General features: G+C 45.3%; 12 protein-coding genes. 4 read left to right on the top strand and 8 right to left on the bottom strand.

Annotation, left to right across the window (positions count from 1 at the left end):
• Positions 1 to 155 precede the first annotated feature (155 nt).
• The 3 genes from I6E86_RS03080 to I6E86_RS03070 all read right to left on the bottom strand — a co-directional run bounded on the left by I6E86_RS03080 (position 156) and on the right by I6E86_RS03070 (position 2,438).
• Complete coding sequence (locus tag I6E86_RS03080) at positions 156 to 743, bottom strand: hypothetical protein (protein ID WP_197175154.1); 588 nt, start codon at positions 741 to 743, stop codon at positions 156 to 158.
• A gap of 45 nt (positions 744 to 788) precedes the next feature.
• Positions 789 to 1,472 carry a hypothetical protein gene (locus I6E86_RS03075; RefSeq protein ID WP_197175152.1) on the bottom strand — a complete coding sequence of 228 codons (684 nt, stop codon included), beginning with the start codon at positions 1,470 to 1,472 and terminating at the stop codon, positions 789 to 791.
• 198 nt (positions 1,473 to 1,670) lie between these two features.
• The gene (locus I6E86_RS03070; protein WP_227680509.1) at positions 1,671 to 2,438 is read right to left on the bottom strand and encodes a hypothetical protein; all 768 of its coding nucleotides are present in this window, start codon (positions 2,436 to 2,438) and stop codon (positions 1,671 to 1,673) included.
• Positions 2,439 to 2,584: 146 nt separating this feature from the next.
• Here I6E86_RS03070 and I6E86_RS03065 point away from each other — a divergent pair, with 146 nt between their 5' ends.
• A complete protein-coding gene (locus I6E86_RS03065) occupies positions 2,585 to 3,187 on the top strand; it encodes a LysE/ArgO family amino acid transporter (protein ID WP_197175150.1) in 603 nt (200 codons plus the stop codon).
• Between the two features lie 226 nt (positions 3,188 to 3,413).
• On the opposite strand, the gene I6E86_RS03060 is transcribed toward I6E86_RS03065, so the two are convergent.
• The 3 genes from I6E86_RS03060 to I6E86_RS03050 all read right to left on the bottom strand — a co-directional run bounded on the left by I6E86_RS03060 (position 3,414) and on the right by I6E86_RS03050 (position 6,420).
• Complete coding sequence (locus tag I6E86_RS03060) at positions 3,414 to 4,055, bottom strand: MarC family protein (RefSeq protein ID WP_197175149.1); 642 nt, start codon at positions 4,053 to 4,055, stop codon at positions 3,414 to 3,416.
• A 300-nt stretch (positions 4,056 to 4,355) separates the two neighbouring features.
• Positions 4,356 to 5,216 carry a carboxylating nicotinate-nucleotide diphosphorylase gene (gene nadC / locus I6E86_RS03055; protein ID WP_197175147.1) on the bottom strand — a complete coding sequence of 287 codons (861 nt, stop codon included), beginning with the start codon at positions 5,214 to 5,216 and terminating at the stop codon, positions 4,356 to 4,358.
• 160 nt (positions 5,217 to 5,376) lie between these two features.
• Positions 5,377 to 6,420 (bottom strand): NUDIX hydrolase, encoded by a 1,044-nt coding sequence (locus I6E86_RS03050; RefSeq protein WP_197175145.1) that lies wholly within the window; start codon positions 6,418 to 6,420, stop codon positions 5,377 to 5,379.
• A gap of 310 nt (positions 6,421 to 6,730) precedes the next feature.
• Between I6E86_RS03050 and nadA the strand changes: the two genes are divergently transcribed.
• The 3 genes from nadA to I6E86_RS03035 all read left to right on the top strand — a co-directional run bounded on the left by nadA (position 6,731) and on the right by I6E86_RS03035 (position 10,830).
• Positions 6,731 to 7,870, top strand: a complete 1,140-nt coding sequence (gene nadA, locus I6E86_RS03045) for a quinolinate synthase NadA (protein WP_197175142.1) — start codon at positions 6,731 to 6,733, stop codon at positions 7,868 to 7,870.
• Between the two features lie 70 nt (positions 7,871 to 7,940).
• Entirely contained in the window at positions 7,941 to 9,845 is a 1,905-nt protein-coding gene (gene nadB, locus I6E86_RS03040) for an L-aspartate oxidase (protein ID WP_197175140.1), read from the top strand.
• Positions 9,846 to 9,921: 76 nt separating this feature from the next.
• Positions 9,922 to 10,830 carry a phosphatidate cytidylyltransferase gene (locus tag I6E86_RS03035; protein WP_197175139.1) on the top strand — a complete coding sequence of 303 codons (909 nt, stop codon included), beginning with the start codon at positions 9,922 to 9,924 and terminating at the stop codon, positions 10,828 to 10,830.
• Between the two features lie 47 nt (positions 10,831 to 10,877).
• Here I6E86_RS03035 and I6E86_RS03030 read toward each other — a convergent pair whose 3' ends face one another.
• Both I6E86_RS03030 and I6E86_RS03025 read right to left on the bottom strand, forming a co-directional pair.
• Entirely contained in the window at positions 10,878 to 11,693 is an 816-nt protein-coding gene (locus tag I6E86_RS03030) for an SDR family NAD(P)-dependent oxidoreductase (RefSeq protein WP_197175137.1), read from the bottom strand.
• Positions 11,690 to 12,859: a patatin-like phospholipase family protein gene (locus I6E86_RS03025; RefSeq protein ID WP_197175133.1), complete on the bottom strand. Its 1,170-nt coding sequence runs from the start codon at positions 12,857 to 12,859 to the stop codon at positions 11,690 to 11,692. Before I6E86_RS03025 ends, I6E86_RS03030 begins: the two co-directional genes overlap by 4 nt.

Below are 12,859 nucleotides of genomic sequence, written 5' to 3'. Positions count from 1 at the left end.
GCGTAGTACTTGCACTTGTTTTCCTTGCTACTCTAATTTTTGTGAATGGTATTGTTTTAAAGTAGACCATAAAAAAGCTGCCAGTGATTATTTATCACTGGCAGCTTTTTTGTGTGTTTTTTATAGCAAGTCGTTGTAATTCTGACGATGTAGACTTAGCTATCGTGACCATTGATATAGTTTTTCATTACTCGCAATTCCTGCAACTGCTGCGTATCCATTTGCGCCAGCAACTTATCTAAACGCTGCTCAATATTGTTTAAAACGCTCTGTAATAACTCATTAGCTTCCGCTTTATTGTCATTGCCTACACTGTCAGTACTCACATTGTCGCCACTCCTTTTGTGAATATTTCTATTCACATTTACTAGATGGTGATGACTGGCTAACATTTCTGGCAACCGAGTATGCATCATCTTGTTTAGTACAAATTGTTGTTCTGTTATGGCAGGCGTCTTATGCTGAGCTTGTAGCGCTGTTTGATACGCTTGATAATGATTCACTTTTTCATCGATACGCTTTAATTGCCGCAGTTGCTGCTCTGGCAAATTTTTTAGATGTTTATTATTTAAACTTAGTTGCTGCCACTTTACAGTAGATAATGATAATGGTGCATTATCATTCTGATAGACGAGCACACCTGGCGTAATACCGACAGCTTTATGGAAAGCTTGCCAGCCTTTTTTACCCAAGTAAAAGGTAGTGACTGTCGTTATGATGCCAATGCCTATTAAGATGCTCATATACGCGTACTCTTTATGCTTTCCTTTGATCAGATAACTCTGTATTTACAGCTTAATATCTTCAACACTCACATTTGTACCAGTTGGACTTTCAATCGCCTGAATACTTATATCACTGCTCATATCACTATTGGCACTGCTGACATTGTGATCAAGCTTTTGAAGCTCTGTATTACCAGTAGGATTATCAAAGCGGGATTGTAGATATCGATTGGTTACTAGCAACTTTTGACCATCCTGATGATAGGAGGCATTCAGCAACTCATCGAACTGAGTATTAATCGTGCTTAGTACATCTAATAGCGCCTCTTTACCCGTGACGTTAGAGTGCTTGATTTTGGTCGTATCAGCGAGTGCACTATCCCCCACATCTAAGTCATGCAAACGGCGATAGTCCGCCACAGCAAGTGGCACATGTCTGTCCATCAAATTTTGAATCATGATGTAAGTTTCGGTAACGGTATCTTTATCATCAATCTTTCCATCATTATTGGTATCACCATAAATGACACGCAGCTTCTCACCTTTTTCATTGATTTGGTCGAGAGCTGTTTTGACCTCCACTGGTAGGCTCTTTTCAGGGATATAACCCAATTGCGGCATCGCTTTGTATTCGAGCATTTTTGGCGCTGTGACTTTCTTGATGCCACGATAGCCCAGATATAACCCAGCGGCTGGTAGCACCCCATATAGTATAAACATCACGAGCATCGCAGTCACTTGGGTCATCAGGTTGTCCTTATTACTTGGTAGAATGGTTTGGCAAATTCTTTATTATTTTGGCTCATACTTTAAGCAAAGCGATTTGAACGGAGCCAATTATATTGATTGGTCATGCTTTTATTAAACAAAAAAATAAGGCTTTATTAAAGCCCAATATTGTTGTGCATTGTGTTTATAGATGATCATTCTCTTTTAAAAAGAGCGCTAGCTTTGCGTACGGCTTTTGACATAACGGTGTGTGGAGGCCAGACGATTCATCACCGTTTGATGCAGCTCATCCAACAACTCATCAAGCTCATAATCTATCTCAAGAAACAAATCGGTCAACATATCTCCTGCCGTCATATTACCTTGGACCATATTGTTTTTGGTACGATGGGGGCTGAAGCGCTGTAGTTGTTCATAATGATGTAGTGCTTCTGGAATACTCTCAGACACCAGCTTGTCGATAACGAACTGACGCTCATTATGTTGCTGCTGTTGCTGTTCGTTGAGCTCGCTGCTCCATTCACGGTAGCGTTTTAGCTTACCATTGATTCGGTCTAATATCGCAACAGCCTCAATGGGCATGGCATTTAGGGTGGCTTCGTCGACCACATCAACAAGCTCAGTCATAATCGGACAGCGTCCATGTTTGAGATACCATAAAGTATCGGGGTCAAAAGGAGGTCTATTGGTTGGGCGCATTTGGGCACGATTGGACAAATAGCGATCGGTCAAAGGCGTCGGCGTTCGAATATCACTCACTTGTGCCAAGGCATCACAAATACGATTGGCACGCTCGGGCGGCGTCAGCACAGAAGGCTTATGATTGGCTTTTTTGCCCTCACTAGAGACACTAGCACTATTACTATCATTAGCGACCGACTCTATCTCTTGACTGGCACCCATTTCCCGAGCGTTCTTAGCCGCTTGTGTTGGCAGGTCATCGGGCGCTTGGCCAAGTGACTGTAGCATTCTTGTCAAACTCATGACCATGACTTGCTCTGCTCCTCGCCTATTCACTTTTATTACTATTGCACTTACTCACTTGATGACTTATCTTAACAGCTTTTTTTGGCACTGCCAGTAAGCAAAGTGTCAATATTCCTACTCTTCAAAATGATAAGCACTTTACTATGAACACAACCGATTATATCTCCGGCTTTTTGCTTGGGCTATCGCTTATCTTAGCAATTGGATCACAAAATGCCTTTGTGCTAAAACAAGGCATTAAACGTGAACACATCTTTTTTATCTGCTTATTCTGTGCTGTTAGCGATGCGTTATTAATCTCAGCGGGCGTTGCGGGCTTTGGCGCAGTGACGGCTCGTTATCCACATGCAGTAGATATCGCGAGATTCGCAGGCGCACTATTTTTGCTGGTTTATGGATTGCAAAGTTTATATGCCAGTATCAAACGCTCACATGCATTGACCGTCGATGGTCAGGCCGTTACTAGCTTAAAAAAAGCACTACTGCTATGTTTTGGCTTTACATGGCTCAACCCGCACGTCTATCTAGATACCTTGGTACTCGTTGGTATGGTTTCAACGGGTGCTAGTAGCAAACTGGCCTTTGGTGTGGGTGCCGTCAGTGCGTCATTCTGTTTCTTTTTTGCCTTGGGTTATGGCGCACGACTACTCAGACCTCTATTTGCGAAGCCAAAAGCATGGAACATACTTGATGGGTTAGTGGGTATATTAATGCTGTACTTGGCGTGGCACTTATATCATAGTTAATATAGTCAATTCTCTATAAATTAGATACGGTGTCAGTCTCGCTTAGTCTACGACTTGTAGTACTTTTACTCGCCTTTCTTGTATCCAAATTATATTGGACGACTATAGTAGCTGAATGTACCGCGCACAAAAAAGCCAAATACGCTGAAACGTATTTGGCTTTTTACTTTTTATATCAGGTGCTTGTGATAGCAACCAATTTTTTATGGCTTAACAAATAAAACCGTTACACCAAAGCAGGGAACAGCGTGCGTAAGCCATTAACGATAATTTCGATAGATACGGCAGCTAATAGCATACCCATAATTCGGCTCATAATATTCAGACCAGTATCACCCAACAAGCGACTAATACGACCTGCTGCCATCAATGCCAAATAACAAAATAAGCTAATGAACAGACCAGCAATTAAAATAGCAGATACCTGCAACACACCTGAGACTTGTGAAGAGTAAATGATAACCGTCGAGATACCGCCAGGCCCGATCATCATCGGAATCGCGAGGGGCACCACAGCAGCTGCCATCGAAACAGGCGCATCTTTTACATGATCGACATCGAAGTTCTCTTGATCAGGCTTTACAGGGTTACCCTCTCCATTCATCATATTCAGGGCAATCAAAAACACCAAGATACCGCCCGCCAATTGGAACGACCCAATAGAAATACCAAGGGTTTTTAGCAGCGTCTCACCTGCAAGCGTAAAAAAGCTGATGGTGATAAAAATAGTCAGACAAGCAACGCGCGCGACTTTACGTCGATTGTTCATCGAATAGCCGCGAGTCAAATCCAAGAACAACGTCAATGCGCTGAAGGGATTGATCAATACCATGAAGGCTAGGATTATCTTGATAATTTCAGTGTTCACTGAGCGCTCACTTGTCTATTGATACCACTGGTGCAAAAAGATAAGGCCATCGTGCAAGTGCAACGATGACCCAATAGGCAGTTAAAAACGGCATTGTAGCTTATATTCTAACATAGGCAGATAAGCTAATTAAATCATTAACTTTGCTTGGTTACTCTCTTACATCATCTTGGCAAAAAATCCATGTATATAGCAGCCTATTATAGGTCAATACCTAACAAATAGATGGCTCACTCACAACATTAATAACCATTTTTGCGCTAAAAAACCTGTAAGTCAGAACACACTAAGTGTTTAATGTTAGGCACTGAAATCCAGACCAATATCCAAGGCAGTAGTGCTGTGCGTCAAATAGCCCATCGCGATAAAATCAACGCCTGTTTCTGCTGCTGCTCTCACGCTATCTGGCGTGATACCACCTGAGGCTTCAGTCTTTGCTCGCCCTTGGCATAGAACAACGGCTTGGCGTAGCAATTTGGGTGGCATATTGTCTAATAATACCAAATTGACACCTGCATCTAATGCCAACTCTAGTTGCGCTAACGTATCTACTTCTACTTCAATTGGAATCAAGTGACCAGCAAATGCTTGCGCTTGTTCAATAGCGGTTGTGATGTCACCGGCAATCGCAATATGGTTATCTTTGATTAAAATAGCATCATCGAGACCCAAACGGTGATTGCGACCGCCGCCGCAGCGTACTGCGTATTTTTGGACGATACGTAAGCCTGGAATGGTCTTACGGGTGCAAGTAATTTGCGCAGGATACTCAGCCACACTATCGACAATCTGACGGGTCGCTGTTGCAATACCGCTGAGATGCGTCATGAAATTCAATGCGGTGCGCTCAGCTGTCAATAGGTGGCGCGCATTCCCACGAACAGTGGCCAACACGGCCCCCGCCTCGACTGTCTCACCATCTTGTACTTGCGCCACAAACTCAATTTGTGCATCGACTAAAGCAAAAGACAAACGTGCCAAATCCATGCCGCATATCACACCTGTTTGCCGTGCCTTGATCTGTAATTGTGCTTGCATGTCCGCTGGAATAGTAGCTTGGGACGTCACATCACCGCGCCGACCCAAATCTTCAGTGAGAGCGTCTTTCACCAATGGCTTGAGCAACACATCATCCAACGCTGGCTCTTTTTCGATGGTCATTTTTGATCCTCATATCAGCATAGAGTTGATAAAAACGTCTGTTCATTTAAACTCAAAATGAGCATAAATATAGCGTAAAATTATCGTCTCTGCAAGGAAGGGTGACAAACTTCTCAGTACATCAATTTTTTTTATAGTGAATTTGAAGAGATTTTTCGGGCTATTTACGCTTAGGAAGTTTGCTATCCATTAATAGACTTTGCAGCTCAATATCATGACAAAAGCGATATAGTTTGGCTGGACGACCGCGCTGAGCACTACTACTCTCTCCTGTCTCCATCACTAGATTCTGTGAATCGAGCAAACGGCGAAAGTTCTGCTTATGCAAACGTATCCCTGATAACGCCTCAACACTCTGCTGCAACTGCGACAAAGTAAAGACCTCAGGCATCAAACCGAAAATAAGCGGCCGGTATTCAATCTTGGCACGTAGTCTCGAGATAGCGGTAGCAATCACACGGCGATGGTCATAATACATCGGTACGCCTATGCGCTGTGACCAATCATCAGGCAGGACAGTATTTTGATAATTGGGCGGATAATTAGGCGCTTCAGGTATCAGACCCGCCTCGTACAGCATTTCATAACGCAGCAGCACATGCTCTGAAACCCACTCGCTGCTTTCATTGAGGTGAGCATTAGCATGAGCATTGACAGACTCTGCGTTTGGTAATGCCTGATCTGTCAAATAGGCTTCACTGACTCCCCAGCATAGACGAATACGCTGACGTCGGCGCTGCTGGATAGTAACGTCTTCAGCGGTATTCACCCACTCCAATAGCACAGGAACAATAAAATCTATAATAATGCTGGGCATACCATCCAAATGGTTTTCCCACGGAAAATAATCATACCAATCACGCCATAGCGCTTGGCTTTGTAACTGCTGCGTCTGTGTCTCCTGCACCAACCCTAAATAGCTGACATACACGAGGGCGTGTCCATCGATATTGCGCCTATTGGTATCAACGAAAGTATATAGCTGCTCCAAATATCCAAGTGGCTGCTGCGTTTGCTCCTCAACCCATTGGTGCACGCCTGCTTGCAGTGAGCGATGAAGCGGCATCAGCGGTCCGTTCGGCAATAGCTTGCCTTGATCAACGGTCAGGACACGCGCGATATGATCTGTGATAGCGACCAGTACGGCGACCACTTCTGTTGTGCCGCTACCTTGCTGGTGCGCATGTGAATAAGACAACGTCATGGCTCTAGGGGTTATCCTTTATCTTTAGACTGTCATAAAAAAAGGCTATCTGTATCGATAGCTACTGCTCATCTTAGCATAGCGGGAATCTAAAACGATCATAGTCTGTCGTTGTAATCATAGCGGAAGTGGTATCAATGAATGCATCAAATATACCAAAAATTGACGTATTGAATCGCTTAGTATAAAAAAACCACTTGTATTTATACTCAAAATGAGCATAATTAATACAACTCATTTATTTTTATATCTCATTACTCTATTTTTAATACACACATTTGTCGTTATCGCACCAACAGAGGCTGCCATTATGAAAACCTATCCCTACGACGCACCCGTCATGAGCACGGACAATCGTATCGCCACTCAAATGCATATCGAATATGCCAAAGCCAAAATGCCAGCAGATTTGTCACGGTCTGAGCGTCTGGTGGTTGAGGCCAATATTAAACAGCTATTAAAAGAACACAATGCAGTGCTGGTCGCACACTATTATGTTGACCCTTTTATCCAAGATTTGGCATTAGCGACTGGCGGCTGTGTGGGTGACTCATTAGAGATGGCGCGTTTTGGTCAAGCACATAGCGCCCAGACCTTAGTAGTCGCTGGCGTACGTTTTATGGGTGAGTCTGCCAAAATCTTGAGTATGGAGAAGACCGTACTCATGCCAGATTTAGAAGCCGAATGCTCGCTTGATTTGGGCTGCCCTGCCGATGAGTTTTCAGCCTTTTGTGACGCGCACCCTGAGCGTACCGTGGTGGTTTATGCCAATACCAGCGCCGCGGTAAAAGCCCGTGCAGATTGGGTAGTAACCTCATCGGTTGGTATCGACATCGTCCGTCATTTACATGCCCAAGGCGAGCCTATCATCTGGGGCCCTGATCGCCATTTGGGAAAATATATCGCTGCTGAGACTGGCGCAGACATGCTGCTGTGGCAAGGCTCTTGCCTCGTGCACAATGAATTTAAAGCCACTGAACTGATGCAATTAAAAGAAGATCACCCCAATGCTAAAGTGTTAGTACATCCAGAATCACCTGATAGCGTGGTTGCCCTTGCTGATGTGGTCGGCTCAACCAGTAAACTACTCCAGTCCACTTATGAGATGGATGCTGATACCTTTATCGTCGCCACTGATTTGGGTATCTTACACGAAATGCAAAAGCGTTCTCCCACCAAGCGCTTTTTGGCCGCGCCTACCGCTGGTGAGAGCGCAAGTTGCAAGAGCTGTGCCTTCTGCCCATGGATGGCGATGAATGGTTTAAAAGGTATTGAACAGTGCCTAACTCATAGTAGCGGTGAAGTATTGATGACGCCAGAGCTGGCCGTAGCAGCCAAAAAGCCTTTACAGCGCATGCTTGATTTTGCTGAAGCACAAAAGCAACGAGTCGCTGCCAGTGGCGATATCGTAAAAGACCGTGCACTGTTCGCTAACGTTGGGGCAGCTTAGCATGAGTCAGTCGCCTTCAGCTGATGAGACCAGTACTATTTCCTATGAAAACAACAGGAGTCGCAGTGATATGAGCACTATTGTAAAAACTGACGTTCTTATCATTGGGGCGGGTCTGGCAGGCTTAAGTACTGCACTATCCCTACCAAAGTCGCTTAACATAACTGTTTTGAGCAAAGCGGCGCTCGATGTCTGCTCAAGCCATTATGCGCAAGGCGGTATTGCAGCCAGTTTAGATAAAACTGACAGCGTGACCGACCATGTGTCTGATACGCTCATCGCTGGTGCAGGCTTGTGTGATGCGGCGAACACTGCTGATATATTGGGTGCAGGACAACAGGCCGTCCAATGGCTATGTGAGCAAGGCGTTCCCTTTACGCCGACACTACAGCAACATGCTATAGCACCAGCAGATAAAATAATGTCGCAGACTGCTAGCTTAACCACCAGTGAATTGCATTTAACCAAAGAAGGTGGTCATGGCTGTCGCCGCGTGGCGCATGCAGATGATGCGACTGGGCGACATGTGATGGAGGCCTTGAACATAAAAGTTAATGCGGCATCTAACATTACTGTATTGCCCTATCATGAAGCGTTAAGTTTGCTGAAAGACAATAGAGACATCCACTGCCAAGGTGCACGCGTTTTTGACCACAGTAACCATCGTAAGCTCACTATTTATAGTCGCGCAGTCGTACTGGCCAGTGGCGGTTTGGGACAGTTATTTAAACGTGCCAGCGCGCCTAATGTGTGCGTGGGTGATGGTGTGATGATGGCATGGCAAGCAGGCTGCCGTCTGGCAAATTTGGAGTTTGTGCAATTCCACCCGACAGGTCTGGCATTAGGTGATAGCAGTTTTTTAATCTCTGAAGCACTTCGCGGTGAGGGTGGACGGTTGTATTGCCCGCAGACAGGCAAACGGTTTATGCTAGAGATTGATGCGCGTGCAGAACTGGCACCGCGAGATATTGTTGCACGTGCGATAGCCAAGCAAATTTCAAAAAATGGCATGGGCTATGTACATCTTGATGTCAGCCACTTGCCAGCAGACTTTTTGCAGCAGCATTTTCCGCAAATTTATCAAACCTTATTGCCACTAGGTATTGATATGACCACCGACCCTATCCCCGTTGCCCCGACGGCGCATTATAGTTGTGGCGGCGTGGTCGCCTCTACCGATGGCTTGACCGATGTACAAGGGCTATACGCAGCAGGTGAAGTCGCCTATACAGGTCTGCACGGCGCCAATCGTTTGGCAAGCAACTCTTTATTAGAATGTGTGGTGGTTGGCCGCAATATTGCTGGCCACTTGCCACATTATTTAGACAAAATGGTTAAATGGGATAGCGCACGCTATGATGCGTTTGAGCAGCCAACCACTGACCTGTGGTCATCGCCTGTATTGACAGATACTCAACCTATTGTCCTGCCTTTGACGCTACCATCAACGCATCCGCATGACACAGCAAATAGGGCGCTTCATTCAGACACTGATATCACCGCAATCATCAACGCTTTAAAATCACTCATGACAGCCAATATGGGCATCACACGTAGTGCCCATCAGTTAGAGCAAGCCCTGACCCAAATTCAGCAGTGGCAAGCGTGGCTTGCAGATATGGAGCGTTATCCACTTGCTGCGAGTGACGACAGCGTTCCTAATGCAAACGAACTTGGCGATACTCAATTGTCAAACCATCCATTGGCTGATAGTCGATTAACCATACATCAATTATCGAAGCATCTGTTAGCAAAGCATCAATTGTCAAAGCAATTGCAACTGGCAACATTGATCGTTCAATCTGCTTATCAGCGCCTTGAGAGTCGTGGCGGCCATTATCGACTCGACTACCCCAATTTAGACGAAGTAGCATTGACCAGCATCATTGCACCGCCCAAACGCAATCCGCTTGCGTCCATCAGTCATACTATGAGTACCGAAACAGACTCTATACCTGTCATGGATAGTGTCTGACACTAGGGTTGAAGCAGCATTTAAGTTATTATTATAAGGAGGCTTCACACGCCACCTGTTACTTGAGTGCTAAAACATGGCTACTGACACCTGGTTTGTTATCGGGCTGATGCTTACCGTCAGCGTCGTATGGGGCGTGCTAGCCCTGCCTCGACTGCGTACACGCTTACCTAAAATTTACCTAATTGCCCGCTCATGGTGGTTCATGCTGGTTGCGCTGTGTCTTTGCTACAGTATCGCGAAGCTAGAGAACCCTAGTCAGTACGATCAGTCTTATCCTTATCAGTGGCTACTCATTGCCTTTTTTATTTTAATCGGGCTACGCGGTGGCTACGAGCTCAAACGCTTATGGTGCTTAAATGGCAAGGCAGGGCTCATCCGTAAGCTCGAAGCACGCGGACTACAACCAATCACCAGCACTCATGAGAAACATTCAGCAGATATCTCAGTACCTATCTCAACCCCTGTCAGTGCATCTGCACATTTAAATGCATTGGATGTCGTCTTTAGCACTGTCTTTATCTTACTGATTATTAGCCTTATTACCTTGCAGCAATTAACGTGGCAGCGTGAGCAGTATGGCGTATTGCTATTTGTACTATTTGCCAGCCAGTTTAATGACATTGCCCAATATTTATGCGGACGATTACTGGGTCATAAATGGTTTAAACGAGGTCTGGCACCAACCATCAGTCCAAACAAAAGCATTGAAGGGGCGATTTTTGGTAGTTTGTGTGCCGCTATATTGGCTTCACTTCTAGGCGTATGGCTCACATCCTTTAGCTGGTGGGTTTGTTTACTAGCAGCCTACAGTCTTGCAGTTAGTGGTATCGTGGGGGACTTATTAGAGTCCGCATTTAAGCGCCAACATGGGGTAAAAGACACTGGTACGATGCTGGCTGGACATGGCGGCGTATTAGATCGGGTGGATAGTTTGCTGATTGGTGTGCCAGTATTCACCCTACTCTATTGGCTATTTGGATAAGCTGCCCACTCTTGCTTAAGACAGTGCTTGATTAAGACAATGCTTGGTTAAGAAGGCCTATCCAATTTACTGCGCAATATCCAATTGAGTAATGGCTTGGGTAAGTGGTTTAATGCCCGAATAATGTAGCGCATGGAGCGTGGAAATATTGCCAACTCCACATCATCATCAATCGCCTTCATAATCTCCACTACAGCCGTCTGCAAACTCATGATAAACGGTTTATGGCTAGCATCACCATCATTTAAATCACGCAATGCTTGGGTATCGATATAGCCTGATGCAATACAAGTCACTTGAATATCATAAGGGTCAAGTGCCACTCGATAAGCACTGGCAGCCGCAATCATCGCGCGCTTACTTTTTGCATAAAGACTGGCATACGGATAATCCATCGTGCCAGCGATAGAGGCGATACAGATGAGGCTTGGTCTACAGTCTTTGGCAAAGTCCAGTGACTGATGTTGCTGCTTTAACTGCACACTTGCCCATCTAAAAACCTGCTCAAATGCCTGCAAGTTAATCGCTAACATTTTATCGCTGTCTGCTTGGTTTAGATGATTAACACGCTCATTGGTGTAATTACCTGCACTATAAATCAGCCTGTCAAAGCTAATAGCTGACAACTCATCTAATAGACTCTGTGTTTGGATAACATCCGTTAAGTCGCAAGCATAAGTCACGATGGTAGGATACTGGCGGTTGATATGTTCTATCTTTGCCTCGTTACTACCAATCACGCTCACCTGCCAGCCAAGCTGTAGATGATGAACAGCCAGTGCCAAGCCAAGACCACTCGTGCCACCGACGACAATGATATGCGGCGTGTGATGTTTAGCGGTATCTTCTGCGTGAGTCTTCATAAATTATGCTGCTGTATATAGTCGGCCGTGCGCTGGTAGCCATACTGCCATTGCGCCTGCATTTGCTGCACAAAGCCATCATAGTCAGCGTGTATCAGCTCAACAGTCATTTGCTTTATATTAAAACGCTTCTGCACATTCTGACCTACTAACTGCTGTTCATTATCGGCAAACGGTAACCAATGGGGCTGTGTTGCTTTTGATGATGTGGCTTTCGGTTGATAACTATGTACTGCTGCCAATCGCTCATTAGGGTCAAAACCAAAAACCCGCTGAATCGCGGGAGCAGCCAACCATGAGTCATAACCTGCCTTAGTCTCTGCAAATACGCTATCACCCAACTGACATGCTAGCTCAATAGGTGTGAGATTAATAACCCCACCCAAGCACCAGCCAAGCTCTTCGATATGGGTGGGCGGTAGATAATACATGTCGGCCATAGACGCACGAACCACTGGTGCAAAATCCCAGTGTGTTTGTATCTCTACTGCCTGATGTATCCGACCATTTGCAAATGTATGTGCAGGTGATCTCATTTCCCCGTCAGTCAGACTTGATACAGAATGCTCAAAGCGTGGCGGTGCAAATAATAATTCTTGCAGCGTTAGCTTTTCATTATATAAACCATCAATAGGCGCTTGATAAAGGCGACTGGCAATGATGGCTATCTCAGGGGTGCTAGCATTAGACTGACGACTGCCATTTTCGCTAGAAGCAAAGCTAGACAGTTCATCAAGCCACTGCACTTCATCATCAATACGAAACATCGCCAACTGCTGTAGCTCATCTAAGAGTCGCGCATAGCTGTTTACCTGTCGTTGCTGTTGTCCATTAGACTTACGCCGTGACAGATGCCAACGTTTGAGTGCGTGGGTTATATAACGTATTTTTAAACGCCTATTGGCTTCATCAGGGGTAACATGGCGAATCGCTTTGATGACTGAGTATAGCTCACGGCTGCACATCAGCGCTTGCAAGTTCTTAGGGTCGGGAGCTAGGTTGACTAGATAAGCGGATAAGCTCCCGCCGCAAGTACCAATAATAATATCTGGCTTTAGGTCGTGCTTGACCAACGCCGCATAGCTACCTAAGTAATAGCCAAAACGCGAGCCACCGCCTGAAAAAAGTTGGACGCGCTCATAAGGCTTGATGGATTTATTATTCAT

Origin of the sequence: Psychrobacter sp. SWN149 (genome assembly GCF_015864565.1) — a bacterium.
GTDB lineage: Bacteria > Pseudomonadota > Gammaproteobacteria > Pseudomonadales > Moraxellaceae > Psychrobacter.
Note: the sequence above shows the minus strand (reverse complement) of the source record. Positions and strands in the feature narration are given on the sequence as shown.